The organism is Pseudomonas alloputida (assembly GCF_021283545.2).
Taxonomy (GTDB): domain Bacteria; phylum Pseudomonadota; class Gammaproteobacteria; order Pseudomonadales; family Pseudomonadaceae; genus Aquipseudomonas; species Aquipseudomonas alloputida.
Map to the genome: position 1 here is coordinate 2,742,420 of NZ_CP128540.1, position 25,369 is coordinate 2,767,788.

General features: G+C 64.6%; 23 protein-coding genes. 20 read left to right on the forward strand and 3 right to left on the reverse strand.

The features are described from left to right. Window positions 1-129: 129 nt before the first annotated feature. Complete coding sequence (locus LU682_RS12540; protein WP_010954358.1) at window positions 130-822, forward strand: tRNA (adenine(22)-N(1))-methyltransferase; 693 nt, start codon at window positions 130-132, stop codon at window positions 820-822. A 1-nt stretch (window position 823) separates the two neighbouring features. Here the strand turns inward: LU682_RS12540 and LU682_RS12545 are convergent, their stop codons facing one another. Further along, window positions 824-1,084 (reverse strand): DUF2790 domain-containing protein, encoded by a 261-nt coding sequence (locus tag LU682_RS12545; RefSeq protein ID WP_010954357.1) that lies wholly within the window; start codon window positions 1,082-1,084, stop codon window positions 824-826. A 119-nt stretch (window positions 1,085-1,203) separates the two neighbouring features. Between LU682_RS12545 and LU682_RS12550 the strand changes: the two genes are divergently transcribed. Continuing rightward, window positions 1,204-2,136, forward strand: coding sequence for a LysR family transcriptional regulator (locus tag LU682_RS12550; protein ID WP_010954356.1), 933 nt, complete (start codon window positions 1,204-1,206; stop codon window positions 2,134-2,136). Between the two features lie 116 nt (window positions 2,137-2,252). Here LU682_RS12550 and LU682_RS12555 read toward each other — a convergent pair whose 3' ends face one another. Continuing rightward, window positions 2,253-3,404 carry an acyl-CoA dehydrogenase family protein gene (locus LU682_RS12555; RefSeq protein ID WP_010954355.1) on the reverse strand — a complete coding sequence of 384 codons (1,152 nt, stop codon included), beginning with the start codon at window positions 3,402-3,404 and terminating at the stop codon, window positions 2,253-2,255. A 16-nt stretch (window positions 3,405-3,420) separates the two neighbouring features. After that, window positions 3,421-4,494: an enoyl-CoA hydratase/isomerase family protein gene (locus tag LU682_RS12560; RefSeq protein ID WP_010954354.1), complete on the reverse strand. Its 1,074-nt coding sequence runs from the start codon at window positions 4,492-4,494 to the stop codon at window positions 3,421-3,423. A gap of 328 nt (window positions 4,495-4,822) precedes the next feature. On the opposite strand from LU682_RS12560, the gene mnxG reads away from it, so the two are divergent. The 18 genes from mnxG (at window position 4,823) to LU682_RS12650 (ending at window position 25,346) form a co-directional block, all read left to right on the forward strand. Next, window positions 4,823-10,666: a manganese-oxidizing multicopper oxidase MnxG gene (mnxG, locus tag LU682_RS12565; protein WP_049587717.1), complete on the forward strand. Its 5,844-nt coding sequence runs from the start codon at window positions 4,823-4,825 to the stop codon at window positions 10,664-10,666. Between the two features lie 18 nt (window positions 10,667-10,684). After that, window positions 10,685-12,661 (forward strand): cytochrome D1 domain-containing protein, encoded by a 1,977-nt coding sequence (locus tag LU682_RS12570; protein WP_049587715.1) that lies wholly within the window; start codon window positions 10,685-10,687, stop codon window positions 12,659-12,661. Then, complete coding sequence (locus LU682_RS12575) at window positions 12,658-13,314, forward strand: SCO family protein (RefSeq protein WP_010954351.1); 657 nt, start codon at window positions 12,658-12,660, stop codon at window positions 13,312-13,314. Before LU682_RS12570 ends, LU682_RS12575 begins: the two co-directional genes overlap by 4 nt. Further along, window positions 13,311-13,976 carry an SCO family protein gene (locus LU682_RS12580; protein WP_010954350.1) on the forward strand — a complete coding sequence of 222 codons (666 nt, stop codon included), beginning with the start codon at window positions 13,311-13,313 and terminating at the stop codon, window positions 13,974-13,976. The genes LU682_RS12575 and LU682_RS12580 overlap by 4 nt, the downstream gene beginning before the upstream one ends. 194 nt (window positions 13,977-14,170) lie before the next feature. Continuing rightward, window positions 14,171-15,661: a cytochrome c/ABC transporter substrate-binding protein gene (locus tag LU682_RS12585; protein WP_061405662.1), complete on the forward strand. Its 1,491-nt coding sequence runs from the start codon at window positions 14,171-14,173 to the stop codon at window positions 15,659-15,661. Window positions 15,662-15,673: 12 nt separating this feature from the next. Beyond that, on the forward strand, window positions 15,674-16,315 hold the full coding sequence (locus LU682_RS12590) for a SurA N-terminal domain-containing protein (protein ID WP_010954348.1): 642 nt from the start codon (window positions 15,674-15,676) through the stop codon (window positions 16,313-16,315). 249 nt (window positions 16,316-16,564) lie between these two features. Beyond that, window positions 16,565-17,098, forward strand: a complete 534-nt coding sequence (locus LU682_RS12595) for a response regulator (protein ID WP_019437656.1) — start codon at window positions 16,565-16,567, stop codon at window positions 17,096-17,098. Between the two features lie 183 nt (window positions 17,099-17,281). After that, the gene (locus LU682_RS12600) at window positions 17,282-18,955 is read left to right on the forward strand and encodes a GspE/PulE family protein (RefSeq protein WP_049587710.1); all 1,674 of its coding nucleotides are present in this window, start codon (window positions 17,282-17,284) and stop codon (window positions 18,953-18,955) included. Further along, window positions 18,939-19,718: a hypothetical protein gene (locus LU682_RS12605; RefSeq protein WP_049587708.1), complete on the forward strand. Its 780-nt coding sequence runs from the start codon at window positions 18,939-18,941 to the stop codon at window positions 19,716-19,718. Before LU682_RS12600 ends, LU682_RS12605 begins: the two co-directional genes overlap by 17 nt. A gap of 1 nt (window position 19,719) precedes the next feature. Then, complete coding sequence (locus LU682_RS12610; RefSeq protein ID WP_010954344.1) at window positions 19,720-20,262, forward strand: pilus protein; 543 nt, start codon at window positions 19,720-19,722, stop codon at window positions 20,260-20,262. Next, window positions 20,249-20,812 carry a GspMb/PilO family protein gene (locus LU682_RS12615; RefSeq protein ID WP_010954343.1) on the forward strand — a complete coding sequence of 188 codons (564 nt, stop codon included), beginning with the start codon at window positions 20,249-20,251 and terminating at the stop codon, window positions 20,810-20,812. Before LU682_RS12610 ends, LU682_RS12615 begins: the two co-directional genes overlap by 14 nt. Next, complete coding sequence (locus LU682_RS12620) at window positions 20,812-21,318, forward strand: hypothetical protein (RefSeq protein ID WP_049587706.1); 507 nt, start codon at window positions 20,812-20,814, stop codon at window positions 21,316-21,318. The genes LU682_RS12615 and LU682_RS12620 overlap by 1 nt, the downstream gene beginning before the upstream one ends. Next, complete coding sequence (locus LU682_RS12625) at window positions 21,315-23,180, forward strand: secretin GspD/PilQ domain-containing protein (RefSeq protein ID WP_010954341.1); 1,866 nt, start codon at window positions 21,315-21,317, stop codon at window positions 23,178-23,180. Before LU682_RS12620 ends, LU682_RS12625 begins: the two co-directional genes overlap by 4 nt. Further along, on the forward strand, window positions 23,177-23,656 hold the full coding sequence (locus tag LU682_RS12630; RefSeq protein WP_010954340.1) for a type II secretion system protein: 480 nt from the start codon (window positions 23,177-23,179) through the stop codon (window positions 23,654-23,656). Before LU682_RS12625 ends, LU682_RS12630 begins: the two co-directional genes overlap by 4 nt. 5 nt (window positions 23,657-23,661) lie before the next feature. Further along, entirely contained in the window at window positions 23,662-24,036 is a 375-nt protein-coding gene (locus LU682_RS12635) for a type II secretion system protein (protein ID WP_003247965.1), read from the forward strand. Beyond that, window positions 24,011-24,538, forward strand: coding sequence for a type II secretion system protein (locus LU682_RS12640; protein WP_020191115.1), 528 nt, complete (start codon window positions 24,011-24,013; stop codon window positions 24,536-24,538). Before LU682_RS12635 ends, LU682_RS12640 begins: the two co-directional genes overlap by 26 nt. Then, window positions 24,535-24,936, forward strand: coding sequence for a curli production assembly/transport protein CsgE (gene csgE, locus LU682_RS12645; protein WP_060489804.1), 402 nt, complete (start codon window positions 24,535-24,537; stop codon window positions 24,934-24,936). Before LU682_RS12640 ends, csgE begins: the two co-directional genes overlap by 4 nt. Beyond that, the gene (locus LU682_RS12650; protein WP_003247970.1) at window positions 24,933-25,346 is read left to right on the forward strand and encodes a curli assembly protein CsgF; all 414 of its coding nucleotides are present in this window, start codon (window positions 24,933-24,935) and stop codon (window positions 25,344-25,346) included. Before csgE ends, LU682_RS12650 begins: the two co-directional genes overlap by 4 nt. The last annotated feature ends 23 nt before the right edge of the window (window positions 25,347-25,369 follow it).

The window sequence follows — 25,369 nt, forward strand, 5'->3', positions numbered from 1 at the left end:
CTGCCTTGCAACGGAAGGAAAACGGCAAGCCTACGCGAGCACACCAGCCCGGTCGAGGGTGCCTCGGCGTTTGAAATGCGCGGCGTTCGCCGTCAGAATCGCGGGCGATTGCAAAACCAGAGGTTTACGTTGAACGAACAGACTTTGTCCAGGCGCCTGGAGCGCGTGGCCGCCCATGTACCGCAGGGGGCGCGCCTGGCCGACATTGGCTCGGACCACGGCTACCTGCCGGTGGCCTTGATGCTGCGTGGCGTACTCGAGGCCGCTGTAGCGGGTGAAGTGGCACAGACGCCGTTCGCCTCGGCCCAGCGCAATGTGCGCAGAAACGGCCTGCAAGAGCAGGTAACCGTGCGCTTGGCCGATGGGCTGACAGCGGTCGAGCCGCAAGACCGTATCTCGGTGGTGAGCATCTGCGGGATGGGCGGGGACACCATGTGCGAAATCCTCGAGGCCGGCAAGCAGCGCCTTGGCGGCGTCACGCGCCTGGTCCTGCAACCCAATGGCGGTGAGCGCGAACTGCGCCAGTGGCTGGCGGGCAATGGCTACCAGATCGTCAGCGAAGAGCTGCTGCGGGAGAACCGCTTCGACTACGAAATCATCGTCGCCGAGCCGGGCAGGGGGGTGTATAGCGCTGAACAGCTGTACTTCGGCCCCGTGTTGATGCAGGAAAAAAGCGAGGCGTTTGTAGTCAAGTGGCGGCGCATGCTGCGGCAGAAGCAGCAGACCCTGGCCAATTTCCAGCGGGCCCGCGATGCGGTGCCTCAGGCGAAGATCGACGATTTCAATCAGCAAGTGGGCTGGATCACCCAGGTGCTGGCCTGACTCACTGCTGCGAGCAGTTGCCCATTTCCCGGTAGTCGATTTCGCGCTTCTGGCCCTGATGGTCGACGTACACCATGTGCGCGGTGCCCACTTGGCAGTCAGCGGCGTTGCTGGCTGGCGTGATGGAGATGACCTTGGCCACGTCCAGCGGCATGCCGTATTCATATTGGCTGCTGACTGGCTGGTTATTGCCTGCATCGGCAAAAGCACCGAACGAGGCGAAGGCAGCGGTAATGGCAAGGACGGCGATCGAGCGTTTCATGACAGGCTCCTTTTTTAATGGATGGCTAATGATCTATTCATTGGTCATCCACAATAAATGGGCTAAACCGTGATAGATTCCTTCCTTTAATGCAGGAATAAAACAAGGAGCACCCCTTCATGGACATGCTGCATGCCATGCGTACCTTCACCCGGGTGGTGGAATGTGGCAGCTTCGCTGCAGCTGCCAATGCTCTGGATATTTCTGCAGCGCAGGTTTCGCGCATCGTCGCCGAGCTGGAGAACCAGCTGCAGACCCGCCTGCTGCACCGCACCACCCGGCGCCTGCGCATGAGCGAGGCGGGTGAGCGGTTTCTGGAGCGTGCGCGGCAGATCATGCTGCTGACCGAAGAAGCCGTGGGCGAGGCGCGAGGGGCGCACCTTACGCCTCGCGGCCATCTGCGTTTGCACTGCCCGCACGGCATGGGGCTGTTGCTGATGCCGCTGGTGGCCGGCTACAACATGCTTTACCCGGAAGTGGTGATCGAGCTGACGCTGTCGCAGCGCAACCCCGACCCGCTGGCCGAAGGGCATGACGTGGTGATCACCGTGGACGGTGCGCTGCCGGATTCGCAACTGATCGCTGTGCCGCTGGGCAATATTTTCAGCATCCCCTGCGCGGCCCCCGGCTACCTGGACACCCACGGTGTACCGGAGCGCCCCGAAGACTTGCACGGCCATCGCTGCCTGCGCATGGCTTACCCGATGTACGAAGGCGACTGGGTGTTCCCGCAAGGGGTTGACCAGTGCGTGATCGCGCCAAACGACAGTTTCTCTACCAACGTCGCCGACGCCATGCTGGTGGCCAGCGAGCTGGGCATGGGCATTGGCCTGCTGCCGTTCTACACCGCCAGCGAGGCGATCGGGCAGGGACGCTTGTGCCGGTTATTGGCACCGTATCGGCTGCGGGAGAGTGCGCTGTATGCGATGTATCCGTCACGCCATTACCTGGACGCCAAGGTGCGCACCTGGATCGACTACCTCAAGGAGCAACTGCCGGCGCTGTTCGAGGGGCATGCCAGGGTGGTGGATGATGCGCGGTATTGGCGCTGAGGCGAGAAGTTTGCCGCGGTGACATTCCTGTGGGAGCGGGCGCGCCCGCGAACACCGGCAAAGCCGGTGCCCTCCACCGCGTCGCCCGCTCCCCCAAAAACCGCGTTGCCTTTGCGTTACAGCGGATAGTTTTTCAATTCCCGCGCAATCAGCATCCGCTGGATCTCGCTCGACCCTTCATAGATCTGGGTAATCCGCGCATCCCGGTAATAGCGCTCCACCGGGTAATCTTCCAGATAACCGTACCCACCATGCACCTGGATTGCCATCGAGCACACCCGCTCGGCCATTTCCGAAGCGAACAGCTTGGCCTGTGACGCTTCCGACAGGCACGGCTTGCCGGCACTGCGCAGGCGGGCGGCATGCAGGATCAGCAAACGTGCGGCGTTCACCTGCACCTGCATGTCGGCCAGCAGGTTGGCAATGCTCTGGTGTTCGTTGATCGGCTTGCCAAACTGTATGCGGTCACGCGAGTAGACCAGCGCCGCTTCGAATGCGGCGCGGGCGATGCCCAAGGCCTGGGCGGCAATGCCGATACGGCCGCCTTCGAGGTTGGACAGGGCAATGGCCAGGCCCTTGCCACGCTCACCGAGGATATTGGCGGCAGGAATGCGGCAGTTGTCGAAGGTGACCGCGCAGGTATCGGAGGCGCGAATGCCCATCTTGTGTTCGCTGCGGTCAACCTTGAACCCAGGGTTGTCGGTGGGCACCAGGAACGCCGACAGGCCTTTCTTGCCCAGCTCCGGGTCGGTCACTGCGAAGACGATCGCCAGGCCGGCACGGCGGGCGTTGCTGACGAACTGCTTGGCACCGTTGATGACCCACTGGCCATCCACCAGCTCGGCGCGGGTGCGCAGGTTGTGCGCCTCGGAGCCGGCCTGGGGCTCGGTCAGGCAGAAGCAGCCAATCACCTCGCCGCTGGCCAGGCGAGGCAGCCACTGCTGTTGCTGTTCGGCGGTACCGTAGGCCAGCAGCGGGCCGCAACCTACCGAGTTGTGGATGCTCATCATCGCCCCGGTGGCGCCGCAGCCGGCGGAGATCTCTTCCACGGCCAGGGCATAGGCGACATAGTCGGTGTAGCTGCCGCCGAAGTCCTCGGGCACCACCATGCCCAACAGGCCCAGTTCGCCCATCTTGCGCACCACGCCATCATCGATCCAGCCGGCCTTTTCCCAGGCCTGGGCATGGGGTGCGATTTCGCCGCGGGCAAAGTCCCGGGCCATGTCGCGGATCATGATCTGTTCTTCGCTCAGTTCGAGGTCTTGCATCTGTGTACTCCCGGGCTCACAGGCCTTCGAAGAATTGTTCGACCCGCTGGCTTTGCAGCGCGGCCAGGGTCGGCGGGTTCCAGCGGGGCTGCTTGTCCTTGTCGATGATCAGGGCACGCACGCCTTCGATGATGTCGCCGTGCTGGAACCACTGGCGGTCCAGGTGCAGTTCCATGGCAAAGCAGTCGTCAATGCCCAGCTCGCGCCCTCGGCGCAGCATCTCCAGCGTAACCGCCATGGCCAGAGGCGAGCGGGTTTCCAGCTGATCGGCGGTGGCCACCGCCCAGGCGTGGCTGTCGCCAATGCTCACCGCACGCAGTTGCTCGACGATGGCTGGCAGGTCGGGCAGGGCGAAGAAGTGGTCGATGGCCGGGCGCAGCTTTTCCAGTGGCGCATCATCCAGTACCTGGGTACCGAGCCTGGCCAGCAGGTTTTGCAGGTCCTTGAGCGGGTGGTCGCTGAAGTCGAGCTGGTCGAGGCCCTGGTCGAGGGCGGCGAGCTGGTCGCTGGCCAGGTACCAGTCGGCCAGGCCGCAATACAAGGCGTCGGCCGCCTGGATCTGGGCACCGCTGACACCCAGGTAGATGCCCAGCTCGCCTGGGAGGCGCGAGAGGAAGTAGCTGCCGCCCACGTCCGGGAAGTAGCCGATGCCGACCTCGGGCATGCCCAGCCGGCTGCGCTCGGTGACCACGCGCAGGTCGCAGCCCTGGGCAAGGCCCATGCCGCCACCGAGGGTGAAGCCGTCCATCACCACCAGTATCGGCTTGCGGTAGCGGTGGATGACCAGGTCGAGGGCGTACTCTTCGACGAAAAAGGTTTCATGCAGCGTGTCGCCGGCCTTGAAGCTGTCGTACAGCGAGCGGATATCGCCACCGGCACAGAACCCCTTGGGGCCTTCGCCGCGCAGGACCACGGCGCGTACCTGCGGATTGTCGGCCCACTGGTCCAGGTGCTGACGCAGGCTGCGCACCATGTCCAGGGTCAGGGCATTGAGACCGGCTGGGCGGTTCAGGGTCAGGTGGCCGATCTGGTTGCGGACCTCGGCCAGTACATGGTCTGTTGCTGCCGGGGTATGAGCGTGTGCAGTCATTGCGTTCTCCCTGCTTTGTTATTGATTTTCCAAGTGAAGTCTGGAGTTCGCTGGAGGATCGCAGGATCCTGGCATGCGAATTTGCCTTGCACAATCGACAATTGTGCAAGGGTACCGTGCGTTTTTACCTTGTGTGAGGCCAGCGCGCGCTTGTGGAGCAGCCTTTGCCCCCACGGGATTCCGTCCCCCGATTCGGGGGAACCTGCTGGGGGATCCTCCCCAATCCGTTGCGGTTGATCGTACAAGTTATTGATTAATATTGAACTTTTCTTCTGGCACACACCTTGCTCCAGCTCCCCGCAGAGATCCTGTGTCCCGGAGGTGCAGCATGTCGACGCCGCTCAAAGGCCCCATCCTGTCATCACTTGTACTGGCCTTGCTTGGCTGGGAAGCAACCAGCGAGGCGGCTGTGCAGTGCCAGCGCACCCTGGTCGCCAACGTGGTGGCACTGGACCAGCCACTGATGTTCAACCGCCTTGGCGCGCAAAACGCCAACGGCATGATGTTTGCCCTGCGCGAGGATGTGGTGGACGACAAGCTCGTCCCGCTGAGCATGGGCGGGGCCGCGGTACCGGGCAAGGTCACCCTGCGCCCGGACAAGCGCCCGCGGCCTATCGTGCTGCGCGTGGCGGCCGGTGACTGCCTCACGGTCAACCTGACCAACCTGCTGGATTACAAGGCGAACCCCAACAAGCACGGTATCGAGGCTGAACAGCCTGAGGGTGAGGAAGAGGGGCCGGAGGTTGAAAACGAAGGCGGCGAGGGCTTTGTCGCCGACGAGCAGGTGGCCGAGCGCATGGTCGGCTTCCAGGTCAACGGGATGCAGGCGGTGAACAGCATTGCCGATATTTCCGCCTATACCGGGCGTAACGGCAACTTCTTCGTCAGCCCCGGCAGCACCCGCAGCTACACCCTGTATGCCGAGCGCGAAGGGGCCTTCGCCGCCACCAGCAAAGCCGCTACGTTCGGCGGCGAGGGCACGGCGGGCAACGTCTCCAACGGCCTGTTCGGCCAGGTGGTGGTCGTGCCCAAACTGGGCCGTACCTACCGCAACACCCTCACTGAAGAAGAAATGCGCCTGGCCACCACGGGGCGAACCGCCACCGGCCAGCCCGTGATCGACTACGAAGCCCGTTATCCGCAGGTCGAACCGTGGATCGCCGAAGGCAAGGCCGGCAAACCGATCATTGCCATGGTCAACGGCAACGAGATCATCAGCAGCGAAACCGATGCCATCGTCATGGGCCCCAACCCCGACGGCAGCTTCCCAAAATCCACTTACCCGCTGGAAAGCGCGGGCAAACGCAACCCGGCGCTGCCCAACCGACTGGAAGCGTTCCGTGATTTCGCCTCGCAGTTCGCCGACGAGGTTGCCGGTACCCAGGCCTTCCCTGGCTACTGGGCCGACCCTGTGATGGGCCACGTGCTGGAGCCGGCGCGCGATTCGTTCATGATCAATTACGGCTCTGGTGGCATGGGTGCCGAAGTGGTGGCCAACCGCTTGGGGGTGGGCCCGATGCACGACTGCCTGTCGTGTGCTTATGAAGAGTTCTTCCTCAGCGCCCACACAGTCGGCGACATAGGCACCCTGGTGGATGTACCGGCCAACGTCGGCCTGGAACACATCCGCCCGGGCGAGGTGCCACCGGCCAGCGCCGTCGGGGTCAAGGCCAGCATGGCTCTTTACCCTTCAGAGCCTGCCAATGTGCACCACAGCTATATCGGTGACTTCACCAAGTTCCGCAACACCCACAACGGGCACGAGCAGCACATCTTCCACTTGCACGGCCACCAGTGGCTGTTCAACCCCAATGACGACAACTCCGACTACATCGATGCCCAAGGCATCGGCGCCGGCGTCGGCTACACCTACGAAATCGCCAACGGTGGTTCGGGCAACCGCAACCGCGTTGCCGGCGATGCCATTTACCACTGTCACTTCTACCCGCACTTCGCCCAGGGCATGTGGGCCATGTGGCGGGTACATGACGTGTTCGAAGAAGGCACGCGCCTGGAGGTAAGCGGGCAGGGCGAGAATGGCTTCCACAGTATCCCGTTTGCCCTGCGTAGCGGTAAGCCGGCCGTTGGCGCCCGGGCCCTGCCCGATGGCGAGATCGTTGCCGGTACGCCGATTCCGGCCATCGTGCCGTTGCCCGGCAAGGCCATGGCGCCCATGCCCGGCAAAGTCGTGGTCGTGCCCAAGCTTTCCGAAGCATTGGTTGCCGCCAACGATGATGACCACGAAGACGAGGATGATGACGACCACGCCAGTGAGGCGCCCGTGCGCAAGGCCGTGGGCTCGCTGGCGCTGGTTGACCGCACCGAGGCCAACCGCAATGCCGACGGTACGCTGAAAAACCCAGGCTACCCGTTCTGGATCGGTGGCATGGAAAGCAGCGTGGGCAACCGCCCGCCAACCCCGCCCCTGGACATGCTCGACCCGGCCCTGGCCCGGCAACTGAAAGACAGTGGTAAAGCCCTGTGGGCCAACCTGGATGCGAACCAGGTCGATGGCTGGGACGGCGGCCTTGGCCGCCATGCACTGGACGGCGTCTCCGCCGGTGGCGTAGCGGATACCACCACCACCAAACTGGACTTCACCAAGGTCGTGCACAAGGCCAAGCCCATCTACCTGCCGGAAGAGGGCACCGATGTCGAGCAGGCAGCCATGCAGTTCCACGCCATGGGTGAACACCCCAGCTATGCATTGATCCCCGGCAGCCAGCCAGTGGCCAGCGCGTTCCGCACCAACGGCGCCTTGCCGACTGCGGGTGCGCCGTTCTACGAGCCCTGCATGGATGACCGTGGAAAACGCCTGACCCAGTCTTCCGGGGTTGGGGAGTTCAACAGTGGAGAGAGCCTGACGGGCGTGAACTTCCGTGGCGCCTCGGCCTTCACTGCCGACCGCCCACGCATCTACAAAGGGGCCAACATCCAGTTCGACGCGGTGTACAACAAAGTGGGCTACCACTTCCCTCAGGCACGCATCATTGCCCTGTGGGAAGACGCCTGGCCGGTCATTACCAAGCAGCGCCCGCCAGAGCCGCTGGTGATGCGTATGAACACCTTCGACTGCGCGATGTACCAGCACACCAACCTGATCCCGAACGTCTATGAGATGGACGATTACCAGGTGCGCACCCCAACCGACGTGATCGGCCAGCACATCCACCTGCCCAAGTGGGACCTGACCGCTGCCGACGGTTCGGCCAACGGCTGGAACTATGAAGATGGCATTCTCTCGCCCGGTAGCGTGGTCGAGCGCGTACAGGCCATTCGGACTTACAACGGTTGCACTGATGGGGATAGCCGCGATGGCACCGCTGCCTGCCCGAAAGCCAGACAGCACCCGTACTTCGGGCGCTTTGGTCGCGCCGACTGGCTGGGCGCGCGTACAGCCATGCAGCGCTGGTTCGCTGACCCGCTGGTGAACGTGCATAACGTCGACCGTGGCCTGGGTACCATCTTCACCCATGACCACCTTGGCCCATCGACCCACCAGCAACTGGGCCTGTATGCCACCGTGCTGGCCGAACCGGCCGGTTCCACCTGGTACCACGCCGAAACCGGCGAGCAGCTGTACAACCCGGCCACGCGCCAGGACGGCGGCCCGACCTCGTGGCAGGCGGTGATCAAGACCGGCGACCACGATGGCGACGGCAAGAACGACAGCTACCGCGAGTTCTTCCTGGAGTACAGTGACTTCCAGCATGCCTATGAAGCTGGGGTGTACGTAGGCGCAGGGCCGGACGGCATTCCCAATGCCCAGTCGTACCCGGCCACTGCCGACAGCTTCCGTTACGCCATCAACCCGCCCGTGCGCGGCAAGGCGTCGAACCTGCTCGAAGCCATCGTCGAGAAACGCGGCGGTCTCAACCCGGGCTGCCCAAGCCGGCCATGCCCGCAGGCGATCTCGGTGGATGACCCGGGGATGTTCGTCGTCAACTACCGCAACGAGCCGCTGGCCCTGCGCGTGTATGACCCGAACAAGGTCGGCCCGGACGGCAAGCGTGGCATGCAGGCCGACGGCCTGGCCGGCGACCTCAGCTATGCCCTGCAAACCCGTACCGACCGCGCCATCCCGGCGATGAACCTGTCGCCATCGGCGATCACCTCGGCAGTCGGCCCTACCGGCGGCACTACGCTGTTCCCGCCGCATATCAACACGGCTGGCGCCGAGCCGGGCGACCCGTTCACCCCGTTGCTGCGTACCTATTCCGGCGACAACGTACGCCTGCGCATGCACGCCGGTGGCCATGAAGAGGAGCATAACGTCACCCTGCACGGCGTGAAATGGCTGCAGAACGGTTCTGGCTTCGGTAGCAGCTCAAACTCGGGCTGGAAGTCGTCGCAAATGATCGGCATCTCCGAGCAGTTGGGCTTCATGGCGCCGGTGTCGATGATCTCCAGTTCGGCAGCCACCAACGGCGACTACCTGTACTCGCTGGACGCCGCCCTTGAAGGCTACTGGAACGGTATCTGGGGCATCATGCGCAACTACACCGCGCAGCGTGCAGACCTGTTCCCGCTGCCCAACAACCCGCAGCCGGTGGCCATGCGCAACACCGTGAACTTCAACGGCATCTGCCCGAAAACCACGGCCAACCCTAACGGCATCGGCACCCGCACCACGGTCAAGCGCAACTACGAGATCGTCGCGGCGCTGGCCAACGACATCCTCGAAAACCGTAATGGCGTCAGCATCAATGACCCGGCGGGCATCGGCCAGCATGTGGGTGGCGCGCTCAAGGCCAACGGCGGCACCCTGGTGTTCAACAGCCGTAGAACCGCCATCCCGCTGGTGAGTGGGGTAGACCCCGAAGATGGGGAGCCTTTCACCATCGGTGGCCACAGTGCGCCGCTGCATGACCCGACCGCGATCCTGTACGTGCGCAAGGCTGACCTTGATGCCACCACCGGCAAGCTCAAGGCGGGTGTCCCGGTAGAGCCGCTGGTACTGCGCGCCAATGCCGGCGACTGCATCAGCATCACCCTGGAGAACCGCTTGCCACTGGTGATGCCCGACCTGCCGAGCACTGCAGTGATGCACAACGTGGTCAAGCGTGACCGCTTCGACAGCGAAGGCTCCACCGCCTTTGCCAACAACCTGATGCGGCCGTCCAGCCACGTGGGCCTGCATGCGCAACTGCTGGCCTACGACATCACCAAGTCAGACGGTGCCAACGTTGGCCTGAACCCGGTGCAGACCGTGCCACCACGTGCCGGCACCAGCGGCGCTTACCCGACCAAGGAGTACCAGTACTACGCCGGCCACCTGGAGCGTGAAGGCAAACCGGTGTCGCAGCTGGGCCGCACAGTGGACAACATAAACACCACGCCTATCGAGTTCGGCGGCCTCAACCTGACCCCGTCAGACTTCATCAAGCAGCCGCAAAAAGGCCTGGTGGGCGCCATGAGCATCCTGCCGCAAAGCGCCACCTGGACCGAGGATACTGCTACCCGTACCCAGGCCACGGTGAAGGTCAGCGGCCAGCCGGACTACCGCGACTTCGTCACGGTGTGGCAGCGCGCACTGAACATGCGCTGGGCCGATGGTCGTCCGGTAGAAGGCATCAATACCGAAGGCAACGGCGCTGCCGGTGATCCGCAAGACAACGGCAACATGGCGGTCAACTACAAGACCGAACCGTTGTGGCTGCGCTTCGGCATGGCGCCCGACTCGCCATTCGGCCGCGCCAATGGCCTGGGCTTTGGTGATGTACCCAACGCCCACATGGCCTACGCCAACGCCCTGGTTGGTGGTGACCCGCAAACCCCGGTGCTGTACGCCAAGCCTGGCCAACCGGTGCGCAACCATATCGTGATGCCCAGTGGTGGCAGCCGCGGCATGGTCTACCAGCTGGACGGGCACGTATGGCCACTGCACAACTACCAGGCCGAGAAGAGCGATGCGGACGGTTACCCGATTAGCCTGCCTGGTATCGGTTCGGTGCGCTTTGGCTACAACCCGATGGCCATGTACATCGGTGCGCAGGAAAGCGTACTGCCAGCGGCTCACTTCAGCTTCATGCTGCCGAGTGCCGGCGGTGCCAACGCGGTGGCGGGTGACTACCTGTTCCGCGACTACGCCGCCTACGGCAACCTCTCGGGGCTGTGGGGGATCTTGCGGGTGACCAACGAAGCGCCGCCGGCAACGGCCCCGGCGCAGTGACGGAAGGGGAACGCGAGCATGAACAAAAAGACTCGCCCTGCTTACTTGGGGGTAGTGCTGGGGGTAGCGCTGATCGGCCTGGGCGTGGCGTACGAAAAGCTATGGTGCGACCCGCGCGAGCTGTTGCAGGAACGGGGTGGCTCGCAGGCCTTGCACCGGCTCAGCCGGGACGGCGTGAACGTGGAGTTCGAGGCCCGGCCATTGGCCGGCGGCGAACTGAAGGAGGGCGGCTTCGCCAACATCCGCTTCAAGCTCAGCGACCAGACCAGTGGCCAACCGCTGTCGGGTATGGCCCCGGGGGCGTGGATCGACCCGGCGCAGTCGGCACCGGCCGGGGACCGCGAGCAGAGCTGCAAGGCGCGGGTCGCGCTGTTTCTCAAGAGCAGCATCGGGGCCCGGCCGCTGCTCGACCTGAACAGCTACTTCTTGCTGATGCTGAACAATGACGCCAGCCTGACAGTGATCGACCCGACGGTGTCGGTGGGGGGCGTGACCAGCACCATGGCGCGCATCGAGCTGCCAGGGCGGCCCATGGACTGGGCGGCCACCAGCGACGACAAGCAGGTTTTCGTGTCGATACCCGAGCGGGGCAAGGTCTCGGTGATCGATACCGAAACCTTCACCCGCGTGGCCGACCTGGACGCCGGCGACCAGCCGCTGCGCGTGGCCCTGCAGCCGGACCAGCATCGGCTGTGGGTTGGCAACAACAGCAGCGACCCGGCCAAAGGTGGGGTAACAGTGATCGACGTGCCGGGGCGCAGCGCCATGAAGCACTTCAACACCGGTACCGGGCACCACGAAATCGCCTTCAGCGCCGACTCGCGCTATGCCTACGTCAGCAATCGCGACAGCGGCACCCTGAGCGTCATCGACATCCCGGAAATGCGCCTGGCCAAGACCATCAAGGTGGGCCCGCACCCGCTGTCGGTCAGCTATTCGGCGCTGTCCCAGGCCGTGTACGTGGTCGATGGCGAGGAGGGCAGCGTACGGGTGTTCGATGCCCGCAGCCATCAGTTGCGCCACACGGTCCAGGCTGAACAGGGCCTGGGGCCGATGCGCTTCAGCCATGATGGCCGCTACGGCATCGTGCTCAATACCCTTGAGAACCAGGCACTGGTCATCGACGCCAGTACCGACAAGCTGATCCACCACATCCCGGTGGCGGCCGAACCGTACCAGCTGACGTTCACCAAAGGCTATGCCTATGTGCGTGGCCTGGCCTCGCCGAAAGTGAGCATGATCAATCTGGCCAGCCTGGGCGAGGGGCGTTCGCCCATCGTGCAAGGCTTCGAGGCTGGCCCGGCAGCGCCGCGCCAGGCCGGTGACCTGCCACTGGCCCAGGGGCTGTCGGTATCGCGTGATGACAATTCGGTGTTCGTGGTCAACCCGGTGGACAACACCACCTACTTCTATGCCGAAGGCATGAATGCACCGATGTCCGGCTACAACAACCGCGGTCACCAGGCCCGCGCCGCCATCGTCGTTGATCGCAGCCTGCGCGAAGTGGCCCCCGGGGTGTATGGCTCGACAGTGAAGCTGCCCGCCGCCGGCAAGTTCGACGTTGCATTCCTGCTCAACCAGCCGCAAATCATTCACTGCTTCAGCACCGAGGTGGCCGCAGGTGCCAGTGCCGGCGAACGCAAAGGTGCGCGTGCCGAGTTCATCGGCCTCGACCAGCCGCTGCCGCAGCACAGCGACTTCACCGCGCGGGTGCGTATTGTCGGTGACGACGGGCAGCCGCGCCTGGGCCTGAACGACCTGAGCCTGCGCTACTTCCTGGCGCCATCGTCGATGCCGCGCAACCTTCGGTTGCAAGAGGTGGGCGAGGGGGTCTACCAGGCGGCGCTGAACTTGCCTGAGGCCGGCGCCTGGTACCTGCATGTGCAGTCGCCCTCGTTGGGGCGCAAGTTTGCCGAAGAAAACTACACCAGCCTGCGCGTTCTGCCGGCTGCTGCAACCAACGCTTCCCAGACTGACGTGAGGAATGTGCGATGAACGCCAAGCCTGCTTGCACACTGTTGGCCCTGAGCCTGGCATTCGCCAGCCACCTGGCCATGGCCCACGCCGGTCACGCGCATGACGGCCATGCCGGGCAGCCCCCGGCGGCGCACCAGGAAAAGACCAGTGTGCGTTTTGCCGATGTGTCGCTGCTGAACCAGGACGGCATGCCGGTACGCCTGGAGAAAGACCTGGTGGGTGACCATCTGGTGGTCATGGGCTTCATTTACACCAGCTGCACCACGGTATGCCCGGTGGTGTCGTCGATCATGGGCAAGGTCCAGCAGCAGCTGGGCGGCCGGGTAGGCGAGGAGGTTCGCCTGGTGTCGATCAGTGTCGACCCTCAGCGTGACGACGCCAAGCGCCTGCAAAACTATGCCAAGGCATTCCAGAAAGGGCCGGGCTGGAGCTGGCTGACCGGTACCCCGTACGCCATCACCGAAACCCTGAAGGGGCTGGGCAGCTTCAACGCCGACCTCAGCCAGCACCCGCCGCTGATACTGGTGGGTGACGGGCGTAGCGGGCACTGGACGCGTTACTACGGCTTCACCGACCCGGGCGTATTGATCGATGAAATCAACCGCCTCAGTGCGCGCCGGGTACATGCCAAGAGCACCGCCATTGCCGACCATCACGAGGTGCAACCATGAGCACTGCAACCTCCCACCGCGCTGGCATGCGGGCATTCGACTGGCTGGTACTGGGTGGCTGCCTGTGGATCCTCACGTCGGTGGCGTTCGCCCACGAAGGCCATGCGCCGCAAGCCCCCGAGCCGCAGCCAGCACCGCAGGCGATGGCCAGTGGTGGCGGTACCCGCGACGCCAAGACCTGGTTCACCGACACCGTGCTGAAGGACCAGAATGGCCGCGAGCTGCGCTTTTACAGTGACGTGCTCAAGGACAAGGTGGTGATGCTCAACGTGATCTTCACCCATTGCACCGATGCCTGCCCGTTGATCACCCGCAAGCTGCGCGAGGTGCGCGAGGCCATGGGGCCAGCGCTGGCCGCCCAGGTGACCTTCGTGTCGATCAGCAGTGACCCGCTGAACGACACCCCCGAGGCGCTGAAGGCGTTCGCCGCCAAGCAGGGGGTGGATGGGCCGAACTGGCTGTTCCTGACCGGCGACAAGGCCAATGTCGACCTGGTGCTTGGCCGTATAGGGCAGTTCCTGCCGAGTCCCGAGCAGCATTCGACGCAGCTGATTGCCGGTGATGTTGCAGGTAAACGCTGGAGCAAGATTCGCCCGGATGCACCGCCAGCGGCGATTGCCCAGCGCATGCAGCTGTTGACCCAGCCGCTGGCCGGTCGGTGAGTATCATGGGCCGCCTGGGGAATTGGCCTCTGTGGCATCCGCTTTTGTGGGAGCGGCCTTGCGTCGCGAAAGGAGCGCGCAGCGCTCCCCTCTTTCTGCGCTTGAGCTGCCACTGCCGGGGCTGCTGCGCAGCCCTTTCGCGACGCAAGGCCGCTCCCACAGGGCTTGCGATATGGCTTACCTGCGTGCTTGGCATGGCAACTTCGACCTCAGCCCTGGCCCTGGACCTGACCGACCACGAACAAGCAGGCAAACGCCTTTACCGCGAGGGCGTCTCCAGTAGCGACGCTCAATTGCAAGCCCGGGTCGGCGCCAGCGATATCACAGTCCCCGCCAGCGTGCTGCCCTGCGCCAGTTGCCATGGCAACGACGGCCGTGGCCGTGCCGAAGGCGGTGTGCGCCCCCCCGGCCTCGACTGGCAACGCCTGGCACTCGGTCAGGGCCCGCGCGAGGCCAACGGCCGCCGCTATCCGGCCTACACCGACAGCAGCCTGGCGCGGGCCATCCAGCAGGGCATCGACCCGGCTGGCAATCGCCTCGACCCGGCCATGCCACGCTTCGAACTGACCTTGGCCGACCAGCGCAACCTCACCGCCTATCTCAAACGCTTGGCCGATGAACGCGACCCTGGTGTGGAGGAGGGCGTGCTGCGCCTTGGCACGCTGCTGCCCGCGAGCGGTCCGCTGGCCGAAGCCGGGCAGGTGGTGCGTGCCGTGCTGGAAGACGGCGTGGGTCAACTCAACCAGCAAGGCGGCATTCACGGGCGGCGCCTGGAACTGGTCGTACTAGACCCAGGTTCCGACCCGGTCAGTGCCGAACGCGCCTTGCAACAGTTGCTCGAGCAAAAGCGGGTGTTCGCCCTGATCGCGCCATTGGCGCCCATGCTCGACCAGCGCCTGACGACCTTGCTGGCGCCACAGAACGTGCCGATGGTCGGCAGCACCCCGCGTAGCGGCGGCAGCGCACAGGTCTTCGACCCGCTACCCGGCTTGCCCGAGCAATTGCTGAGCCTGGCAGAGCACGCCCGTGTGGCGCTGGGCCTAGCCCCGGATGAGTTACGTGTGGTGTATGCCGGTAACGAACACGCCGCGTTGGCCGAGCAGGTGCGCGAGCGTTTACGACAGCAGGGCTGGGCGCCACCCGCTATCCAGGCGTTCGACGGCCAGGCGGTGGACGGGCAGGGCATCGTCTTCCTTGGCCGCGCCCAGGCCTTTGCCGAGTTGGCGGCGGCGTTGCAGGTGGCCGGCCGCGAGCCCTACCTGTTCGCTGCTTCCAGTCAGGTAGCCGGCGCTGTGGCGCGCTTGCCGGCGCAGTGGTCGCAGCGGCTGTTTCTGGCCTACCCCTACGTGCCTGAGGACTGGACCGAGCAAGGCCTGGCTGCGCTCGCCGGGCTGCAGCAGCGCCAGGGCCTGGATCCGCGCCAGGCGTCATTGCAGGTCAATACGCTATGCGCGTTGCGCCTGCTGAGCGAAGCGCTGAAGCAGATTGGACGGGATGCCAGCCGCGAGCAACTGATTGCTGCGCTCGAAGGCCTGCACGATGTGCCCACCGGCCTGACCCCGGCACTGGGCTTTGGCCCTGGTCGCCGCCAGGGCATGGCAGGTGCCCATGTGGTGGCGGTGGCCCTGCCCGGGCCACGCTTTACTTCGGTCAGCCCCTACCGGCCAGTGCCGGCCAGCCCTTGAGCGGAGGTTGTCATGCGGATCGTGTGGTTGTGCCTGTTGCTGGTGCTGACCAGCGTGAGCTGGGCCGATGTGCCGGCGGCGCGGGTCAATGGTGTCGAGATCGGGTTGATGCGCCTGGAGCGCTACTTCAGCGAGTATCTGGACGCCCAGGGTAGGGCGGTGACCAGCATCCGCAACCCAGGCCTGTATAAACGCCTGCGCGACCAAGCGTTGGACGAGCTGATCGACAAGGAGCTGTTGTGGCAGGAAGCGCAACGCCAAGGTATTGCTGTCAGCGATGAGCAAGTGTCGGCGCAGGTTGGCGAGATCGAAGCGGCATTTGGCAGCCCGGCGTTATTCGAAAGGCGACTGGCAGAGGCGGGCTTCGACAGGGCGCAGTACACTGAATACACCCGGCATGAGATGGCGGCCCAGCAAGTGTACGCCCTGCTCAGCGCAGTCGACGCGCCGAGCGAGGGCGAAGTGGAGGCATTTTTTGATGCCAACCAGGACAGACTGCAAGGAGCGCAGAACCAAAGTGATAATCCATTGGTCATACGCGAACACGGCCTGGCCTTGGCTCGGGCAACGCTCATCGGGCAGCGGGAGGCGCAGGCGCGCCAATCCGTGCGCCAACGTTTGCGCGAGTCCGCTAAAGTGGAAATCGCCGACTGAGGCCGTTGAGGGCGCTTCCCCCAATGCTGGGGAATTAAGGTTTGGCAATATGCCATCATTTTCCCCGCTTGTGGGGAACGGGTTGGGTGTGCCTGTTCAGCGTCTGTCAGTTGCTGGCCGGTACCTTAGTAAAATCAGTGATTTACAGTGGTGCAACATGACTATTCACGCCTGGCACGAAGCCTGCTCAAGTCTCTACAAGGGCGTACTTCGCAGACCGGGGAACCGGGCAGTATTTGGGAGTCGACCTTGGTGAACAGAGTATTGGTAGTCGATGACGAACAGACTCTTGCGCAAAACCTGCAAGCGTATCTGCAGGCGCAAGGCCTGGAAGTTCATGTTGCCCACGACGGTGCCAGTGGTATCGAACAGGCTGAAAGCCTGGCACCGCAAGTAGTTGTGCTGGATTACCGCCTGCCCGACATGGAAGGTTTTCAGGTTCTGGAGGCTGTACGCAAGAACAGGCAATGCCACTTCGTGCTGATCACCGCCCACCCCACCGTCGAGGTGCGTGAGCGGGCCGCCGAACTCGGAGTGAGTCACGTCCTGTTCAAGCCGTTCCCACTGATGGAGCTGGCGCGTGCGATCTTCGACCTGCTGGGCATCGAGCGCCGGCGCAGGGCCACGGACAACCCGGCCGAAGGGTTCGTCGAACGACGCCAGAACAGGAACGAATCGTTCCCCCTGCAGTTGTACGATGGAAGCTGGGTGTTGGCCGACCGCCGCCGTAACGGCGCCAAGCCACCAGGGCCCGACGACGATCAACTGCTCACAGGGGAATAGCGGCGCCCGCACCCCTGGCCGAGCCAGCCTGCGACGCGCCCCTGAGCGGAGTCGCAGGCCATGCCAGAAGCATTCGATGCAACCCCGGAATCTGCAAAGCCTGCACCGACGTCTTCGCGGGCATGCCCGCTCCCACAGGATGTATGCAGCCCACAGACCTGTGATGTACCTGTGGGAGCGGGCATGCCCGCGAAGAACCCAGCAAAAATTTCCGCCTACCCCCGCGACCTCCTGGCCCAGGCCCGTCTGCAAGCCACTGACGAGCGCCTGCTCGACTGCCTGGAACGCCTGGCCTGCGACACCCCCGACACCTTCACCCGGCGCCTGGGCCTGACCCTGCATTACCCCGTACTCGACAGCCACAGCCTGCTGGCCAGCACCCCACGCTTCGACAAGCTGGCCTTGGCCCAGTGCCTCAAGCGCGAATGTGTGCTGATCGAGCAAGGCGGCCAGTTGCTGGGCGTGTTCGCCGACCCCTTCGACCCCGCTCGCCTGGCCTGGATCGACGACGTACTGCAAGGCGCGCCGCTTTACCTGGCCCACGCCGCCGACCTGGCCACCTTCCTGGCCCGTCATGAAGAAAGCTTCCACGCAGTCGATGCCCTTGACCACGACGCCGAAGCCAGCAGCGAGGGCGACCCGCTGCAACGCCTGTCGCTGGCCAGTATCAGCGAAGACCAGAGCCGCGTGGTCAAACTGGTCAACTCCACCCTGTACGACGCCCTCAAGCTGCACGCCAGCGACATCCACCTGGGCATGACTGGCCAGGGCCTGACCATCAAGTACCGCATCGACGGCGTGCTCAACGGTGCCGGCAAGGCCAGTGGCAGCGCCTTCGCCGACCAGGTGATCTCGCGCATCAAGGTCATGGCCGAGCTGGACATCGGCGAAAAACGCGTGCCCCAGGACGGCCGCTTCAAGGTGGCCGTGGGCGACCGGCAAATCGACTTTCGGGTGTCGATCATGCCTAGCATCTTCGGTGAAGATGCCGTGCTGCGGGTGCTCGACAAGCAGGACTTGTCCGACCGGGTCAGCGGCGTGCAGCTGCAAGCCTTGGGCTTTGCCGACGAAACCTTGCGCGCCCTGCGCCGGTTGGCGGCAGAACCCTACGGCATGATCCTGGTCACCGGCCCTACAGGCAGCGGCAAGACCACCACCCTGTACGCCATGATCAGCGAGATCAACCATGGTGTGGACAAGATCATCACCATCGAGGACCCGGTCGAGTATCAATTGCCCGGCGTGTTGCAGATCCCGGTCAACGAGAAGAAGGGCCTGACCTTCGCCCGCGGCCTGCGCTCGATTCTGCGTCACGACCCGGACAAGATCCTGGTCGGCGAAATCCGTGACCCCGACACGGCCCAGATTGCCGTGCAATCGGCGCTCACCGGCCACCTGGTGTTCACCACCATCCACGCCAACAACGTGTTCGACGTGATTGGCCGCTTCAGCCAGATGCAGGTCGACCCCTACAGCTTCGTTTCCGCGCTCAATGCGGTACTGGCCCAGCGCCTGATTCGCCTGGCCTGCCCGCACTGCGCCACGCCCTGCGAACACGATGACGACACCCTGTATGGCTCAGGCCTAACCCGCGAGGGGGTGGCCGGCTGGACGTTCGTCCGCGTCAAGGGCTGCGGCCACTGCCGTGGCAGTGGTTACCGAGGCCGCAGTGCCATTGCCGAACTGCTGCACCTGGACGATGACCTGCGGCAAATGATCGTGGAGCGCCGCCCGCTGGCGCAGATCAAGACGCTTGCCTGCCAGCGCGGCCTGCGCCTGCTGCGAGCCTCGGCCCTGGACCTGGTCCGCGATGGCCGTACCACCCTTGAGGAGATCAACCGTGTCACATTCATCTGACCGTTACTGCGCCGTGTTGGGCGCCGAGGGTGTCGGCCTGGGTCGCTGGCACAAGAACCACCACCAATGGCTGGGCAGCCGCGCGTTCGGCAGCGACGTCCCCCAACCGGCCTGGGAAACTGCCGTCGATGCACTTGCTGCACTGCTGGCCGAGCATGCGGTACGTGGCGCCCAGTTGCGGGTGCTGCTGTCGGCCCGTTACAGCCGCTTCTGCCTGGTGCCCTGGAGTGACGCCATCGGCCACCCTCGCGAGCTGGACGCCTATGCCCGCGCTTGCTTCGAAAACCTCTACGGGCAGCCGTTAGACGACTGGCGCATCGTGCTGTCACCGGAGCCTGCCGGTGCCGCCCGCATCGCCACGGCGCTGCCCGAAGCCTTGCTGCAGCGGCTGCAGGCACTGGGCCGGGAGAGCCGCCTGAGCCTGCGCTCGGTGCAGCCATACCTGATGGCTGCATACAACCGTTGCTGGTCACAGCTGGAGCAGGGTGACTTTCTGTTCGTGCTGGCCGAGCCGCGCCGCAGTGTATTGCTGCTGGCCGCCGGCGGTGCCTGGCAGCAAGTGCTGGCGCAAGGCTGCGCTGACAGCGACCAGGCCCTGCAAGCACTGATCGAGCGTACCTGTGAGCTGTACGGCGAGCACCTGCCGCGGGTGTACCTGCATGCCCCGGGCCGCTGCGACGTGCCGCAACTGGCGGCCGTGCAATTGTGCCAGCCGGCCAGCGAAGCCGACCCGCTGTGCGCCATGTGGCGGGCGGTGGCCTGACATGCGCCGCCTCGACCTGGAATTCCAGCCACGGCGCAGCGGACCGTTGGTTTGGTCGCTGCTCGCCCTTGCCTGCGCCATGGTCGCCGGCCTGGTGCTGCTGCAGCAACGCTTGCAGACCGAGCAAGTGGCGCTGGAAGCCAACGTCCATAGCCTGGAACTGCAACTGGGCCGCCGCCCGGCCATCGCACAACCCAAGAACAGCGCTGCCAGCCGGGAGCAGGCTGAGCGCCTGGCACAAATGCGCAGTGTGTCGCAGCAACTGCAACGTCCTTGGCAGCAACTGTTCGCCATGCTTGAAGCCATGCCGCAGGACGACGTCGCGCTGCTCGGCCTGACGCCGGATGCGCGCAAGGGCCAGGTGCGCATTGCCGCCGAGGCACGCAACCTCGAAGCGATGCTGCAGTACCACCAGCGGCTGGAAGCCAGCGATGAGCTCAGCGACGTATCGCTGCTCAACCACGAGGTACTCGCTGCGCGGCCCGAGCACCCGGTGCGCTTCACCCTCACCGCCACCTGGGAGACCGGCCATGCGCGCCCTTGAATCGTTCAGCAGCCTGATCCTCCAGGAGCGCCTGCGCGTTGTCGGCCCGGTAGGCCTGGCTGCCGTAGCCGTAGGCCTGCTCGCCATTGGCGTTGGGTGTGCCGGCGTGCTGCCGCAATGGCAAAGCGTACGCGAACTGCGTGTCACCGAAGCGCAGGCCAGCGAACAGGTAGGGCGTGTCAAGCGGGGTGAGCTGAAGATTGCGGTCCAGCCCGAGCAGCAGGCCCTCGACAGCCTGCGCCAGCAACTGCCCGGTCAGCCCCAGGCCAGCGAGTTGATCGAGCGTCTGTACCGTCTGGCCAGCGCCGAGCGCATCAGCCTGGCCCGCGGTGAATACGCGTTGGGTATCGACCCCAAGACCCAGCTGGCCCGCTACCAGATCGTGCTGCCAGTGCGCGGCAGCTACCCGCAGATTCGCGGCTTTATCAAGGGCCTGCTCAAGCAACTGCCGACGCTGGTGCTGGAAGACCTTGAGCTGCAACGCAAGCGCATCGGCGACAGCGAGCTCAATGCCCGCCTGCGCATGACCCTTTATCTGTCGAGGTCGTGATGAACACACAACGTGCAGTCATCTGGGCCGGCTTCCTCGGCGTGAGCGCGGCGCTGGCCTGGGCACCGGACCATTGGTTTGGCCAGGACGATGGCGTCGCGGCCTTCGCGGGTAAACCCGCTCCTACAACAGAAAGCGCTGCGTCCATTGTAGGCGCGAGCTTGCCCGCGAAAGGGCCGGAACAGGCCTCCCGCGACCTGTTCCCAACCCAGCAATGGACCCAACCCAAAACCCTGGCCACGGTCACCGAACAACCCGTGATGACCGCACCTGTCGTCGCCGCGGCCCCGACGGCCCCGGAACTGCCTTTCCAGTTCATCGGCCGCATGGGTGACCGCGACGACCTGCAGGTCTTCCTGCAGAGCGGCGAAAAACTCTACGTCGTGCGCCAAGGCGACGTGATCGAAGACACCTATCGCCTCGATCGGGTATCGGCCAACGAGCTGAACCTGGTCTACCTGCCTTTGCACCAGTCGCAGACCTTGTCTGTCGGGAGCGCACCATGAAGTCGTCAAAGCTGTGCAAGCCTGCTCCGTTTCTGCTCGTGGCGCTGTGCGTGGCCATTGCCGGTTGCGGCTCCAGTGCGGTTCGCCAGGACAGCGACCAGCTGATGAAAGAGGGCCAGTACGAGGCCGGCATCGCTCGCCTGGAAGAGGCCCTGCGCGACGATCCGCGTGATACAGAGCTGAATATCGCCCTGGCCCACAGCCGCCAGGCGGCGGTCGAGGCCCTGATTGGCCAGGCCGACAGCGACCGCGTCCGCCATGACTTCGCCAATGCCCGGATGGGCTACGGCCGGGTGCTCACCCTGGAGCCGAACAACCGCCGCGCCCAGGAAGGCATTCGCCAGCTGGAGCTGATCCGCACCCTGGACGAACGCATAGCGCTTGGCCAGGCGGCGCTGCGCCAGGGCGACCTGTTCGGTGCCGAACGCTACATGCGCGAAGTCTTGCGTCTGGACCCGCAGAACCAGAAGGGCATGACCCTGCGCAGCGACATCGAAAACGTGCAGGCACGCACCGCGCAGCCGTACCCGCAATTGCGCAGCAAGCTGGAGCGGCCGGTCACCCTGGAGTTTCGCGATGCCAACCTGAAGACCATCTTCGAAGTGCTGTCGCAGGTGGCCGGCATCAATTTCATCTTCGACAAGGACCTGCGCCCGGACATGAAAGCCACCATCTTCGTGCGCGAGGTGCGCATCGAGGACGCGATAGCGCTGCTGCTGGAGCAAAACCAGCTGCGCCAGAAGATCGTCAACGACAACACCGTCATGGTCTACCCCGATTCGCCGCAGAAGACCAAGGACTACCAGGAACTGGTCATGCGCACGTTCTACCTGACCAGCATCGACGCCAACACCGCGTTGAACATGGTCAAGACCATGCTCAAGACCCGCGACGTGTTCGTTGACGAGCGCCTCAACACCCTGACCATGCGCGACACGTCGGACGCGGTGCGCATGGCCGAGAAGCTGCTGCAGTCGCAGGACCAGTCCAACCCCGAGGTGGTGCTGGAAGTGGAGGTGATGGAGGTGGCCACCTCGCGCATCCTCGACCTTGGCCTGCAATGGCCCAACACCTTCGGCGTGCTGAGCGACGATGGCAACCCGGTCAGCGTGCTCGACCAGCTCAAGGGCATCAATTCCAGCCGCATCAGCATTGCGCCGGCGCCGCAGGCCAAGATCAACGCCCAGGACAAGGACATCAACACCCTGGCCAGCCCGGTGATCCGCGTCAGCAACCGCGAGCAAGCGCGCATCCACATCGGCCAGCGGGTACCGATCATCAGCGCCACCTCGGTGCCGTCGACCCAAGGGCCGGTCATTACCGAGAGCGTCACCTACCTGGACGTCGGCCTGAAGCTAGAAGTGCAGCCCACCGTGCACCTGAACAACGAAGTGGCGATCAAGGTGGCGCTGGAGGTCAGCAACGCCACCCCGCTGGAGGCCACCCGCCAGGGCACCATCCCGGTCCAGGTCGACACCCGCAACGCGCAGACCAGCCTGCGCCTGCACGACGGCGAAACCCAGGTGCTGGCCGGCCTGGTGCGCAACGACCACAACGCCAGTGGCAACAAGATTCCCGGCCTTGGCGACATCCCGGGCCTTGGCCGGCTGTTCGGCAGCAACAAGGACGACATGAGCAAGAGTGAGCTGGTGCTGGCGATCACCCCGCGCATCGTGCGTAACCTGCCGTACCAGAGCCCGTCGGACATGGAGTTTTCCACGGGCACCGAGTCGGCCATGCAGGTGCGCCAAATGGCGCCACTGCCGCCGATGGACGTGCCTGGTAATGCGCCGACCACTGAAGAACCGGTCGTGGACAGCCAGATGGCGGTCGCCCCGGTCAACGGGAGCCCCCGGCCATGAGCGCCCGGCGTCGCATGCAAGGCTTCAGCCTGATCGAGGTGGTGCTGACCCTGGCACTGCTCGGCTTGCTCGCCAGCATGGCCGCGCCGCTGACCGAAACGGTGGTACGCCGCGGCAAGGAGCAGCAACTGCGCGAGGCGCTGTACCAGATTCGCGACGCCATCGATGCCTACAAGCGGGCCTTCGACGCCGGCTACATCGAGAAGCGCGTCGATAGCAGTGGCTACCCGCCGAACCTGCAGGTGCTGGTAGAGGGCGTGCGCGATGTGCGCAGTGCCAAGGGCGCCAAGTTCTACTTCCTGCGGCGTATCCCGCACGACCCGCTGGTGGCGGCAAAGGATGAAGACGAAGGCGGCTGGGGCCTGCGCGCCTACGACAGCAGCCCCGACAACCCGCGCGAGGGCGAAGACGTGTTCGACGTGTATTCCAGGGCCCGCGGCAAAGGCCTGAACAATATCCCTTACGGGCAATGGTGACAGCCATGAAACGCAGCAAAGGCTTCACCCTGATCGAACTGCTGGTGGTGATGGCGATCATCGCCACGCTGATGACCATCGCCATGCCGCGCTACTTCAACAGCCTGGAAAGCTCGCGCGAGGCCACCCTGCGTCAGAGCCTGGCAGTGCTGCGCGAGGCGCTGGACCACTACTACGGTGATACCGGCCACTACCCCGACTCGCTGGAACAACTGGTGGAACAACGTTACCTGCGCAACACACCGGTCGACCCGATCACCGAGCGCAGCGATGCCTGGCAGCTGGTGCCGCCGCCCGAGGGTGTGGCGGGCGGCGTGGCCGACATCAAGAGCGGTGCCACAGGGAGGGCGCGTGATGGCAGCCTCTTCGCTGAATGGTAAGGCCAACGGCGGCTTTACATACCTGGGGGTGCTGCTGCTGATTGCGGTCAGCAGCGTGGCCCTGGCGGCCACCGGCACGATCTGGGCGAGCGCCGCCCAGCGCGACCGCGAACGCCAGTTGCTGTGGGTCGGCAGCCAGTATGCCCAAGCCTTGCGCAGCTACTACCGCGCCTCGCCAGGGCTGGCCCAGTACCCCCAGGATCTGGCCGACCTGCTACAGGACAACCGCTACCCGCAGGCCAAACGGCACATTCGCAGGCTTTACCCTGACCCGATCAGCAACAGCCACGAATGGGGCCTGCTGCGCTCGATCGATGGCCGTATCACCGGAGTGTACAGCCGTTCGGACGCCACCCCTTTCAAGCGCAGTGGCTTCAGCGCCGAATGGAGCGGGTTCGAGGGGATGGAGCACTACAGCGACTGGCAGTTCGTCGCCGAGCAGGCCTTTACCGAAAGTGCACGCGGTGTGCAGACGAATGCAGGCCCGGGAGACACACCATGAAGCGCCTGGCTGCGCTGTGCCTGGGCCTGCTGCTGATGGCAGGGGTGACCACCTGCGCCAGGGCGGGTGCTGAAGACGAGATGCAGGGCTTTATCGTCGATAACACCATCTCGCACATCGGCCACGACTTTTACTACTACTTCGCCGACCGCCTGCGTGCCACCAGCCGTCTGGACTTCAACCTGGTGGTACGCGAACGCCCCGATGCCCGCTGGGGCAGCCTGGTGATGGTGGAGTTCGAGCGTGAAGTGGTGTACCGCCGCTTCCTGCCACCCAATACCACCGAGCTCAAAGACGAGGCCGTCGCCGCCGCCGACCTGGTCAAGCAGCAGATCATTCAACGCAAGCTGCAACGCCTGCTACAGGACACCACCGACTTGGAGAGGGACGAGCTATGAACCACCGCATTCCACGTTGCATTGCCGCCTGCCTGCTGGCCAGCGCCTGTGCTGCCCAGGCCACCGAGCTGGTGTACACCCCGGTCAACCCGGCCTTTGGCGGCAACCCGTTGAACGGCACCTGGCTGCTGAACAACGCCCAGGCGCAGAACGACTACGACGACCCGGACCTCAAGGACCGTGCCTCGGCCTTTACTGGCACCACGGCCCTTGAGCGCTTCAGCAACCAGCTGGAGTCGCGGATGTTGTCGCAGTTGCTGGACAACATCAGCAACGGCAACACCGGCAGCATGGCGACCGATGCGTTTCTCATCGACGTCATCGACGATTCCGGGGCCTTGAGCATCAAGGTCACCGATCGTGCCACAGGAGAAATTTCGATCATTGAGGTCAGCGGCCTGAACCCCTGAGAGGGAAGGGCTTTTATGTTGGG

Excerpts from the sequence above, each read along its gene's own strand:
- LU682_RS12635 (WP_003247965.1), top strand. The coding sequence starts at position 23,662 with ATGAAACGCAGCAAAGGCTTCACCCTGATCGAACTGCTGGTGGTGATG.
- LU682_RS12590 (WP_010954348.1), top strand. The coding sequence starts at position 15,674 with ATGCGGATCGTGTGGTTGTGCCTGTTGCTGGTGCTGACCAGCGTGAGC.
- LU682_RS12555 (WP_010954355.1), bottom strand. The coding sequence starts at position 3,404 with ATGCAAGACCTCGAACTGAGCGAAGAACAGATCATGATCCGCGACATG.
- LU682_RS12630 (WP_010954340.1), top strand. The coding sequence starts at position 23,177 with ATGAGCGCCCGGCGTCGCATGCAAGGCTTCAGCCTGATCGAGGTGGTG.
- LU682_RS12580 (WP_010954350.1), top strand. The coding sequence starts at position 13,311 with ATGAGCACTGCAACCTCCCACCGCGCTGGCATGCGGGCATTCGACTGG.
- LU682_RS12620 (WP_049587706.1), top strand. The coding sequence starts at position 20,812 with ATGAACACACAACGTGCAGTCATCTGGGCCGGCTTCCTCGGCGTGAGC.
- LU682_RS12550 (WP_010954356.1), top strand. The coding sequence starts at position 1,204 with ATGGACATGCTGCATGCCATGCGTACCTTCACCCGGGTGGTGGAATGT.
- LU682_RS12610 (WP_010954344.1), top strand. The coding sequence starts at position 19,720 with ATGCGCCGCCTCGACCTGGAATTCCAGCCACGGCGCAGCGGACCGTTG.
- LU682_RS12560 (WP_010954354.1), bottom strand. The coding sequence starts at position 4,494 with ATGACTGCACACGCTCATACCCCGGCAGCAACAGACCATGTACTGGCC.
- LU682_RS12650 (WP_003247970.1), top strand. The coding sequence starts at position 24,933 with ATGAACCACCGCATTCCACGTTGCATTGCCGCCTGCCTGCTGGCCAGC.
- LU682_RS12575 (WP_010954351.1), top strand. The coding sequence starts at position 12,658 with ATGAACGCCAAGCCTGCTTGCACACTGTTGGCCCTGAGCCTGGCATTC.
- LU682_RS12585 (WP_061405662.1), top strand. The coding sequence starts at position 14,171 with ATGGCAACTTCGACCTCAGCCCTGGCCCTGGACCTGACCGACCACGAA.
- LU682_RS12625 (WP_010954341.1), top strand. The coding sequence starts at position 21,315 with ATGAAGTCGTCAAAGCTGTGCAAGCCTGCTCCGTTTCTGCTCGTGGCG.
- LU682_RS12545 (WP_010954357.1), bottom strand. The coding sequence starts at position 1,084 with ATGAAACGCTCGATCGCCGTCCTTGCCATTACCGCTGCCTTCGCCTCG.
- LU682_RS12640 (WP_020191115.1), top strand. The coding sequence starts at position 24,011 with ATGGCAGCCTCTTCGCTGAATGGTAAGGCCAACGGCGGCTTTACATAC.
- mnxG (WP_049587717.1), top strand. The coding sequence starts at position 4,823 with ATGTCGACGCCGCTCAAAGGCCCCATCCTGTCATCACTTGTACTGGCC.
- csgE (WP_060489804.1), top strand. The coding sequence starts at position 24,535 with ATGAAGCGCCTGGCTGCGCTGTGCCTGGGCCTGCTGCTGATGGCAGGG.
- LU682_RS12615 (WP_010954343.1), top strand. The coding sequence starts at position 20,249 with ATGCGCGCCCTTGAATCGTTCAGCAGCCTGATCCTCCAGGAGCGCCTG.
- LU682_RS12600 (WP_049587710.1), top strand. The coding sequence starts at position 17,282 with ATGCCCGCGAAGAACCCAGCAAAAATTTCCGCCTACCCCCGCGACCTC.
- LU682_RS12570 (WP_049587715.1), top strand. The coding sequence starts at position 10,685 with ATGAACAAAAAGACTCGCCCTGCTTACTTGGGGGTAGTGCTGGGGGTA.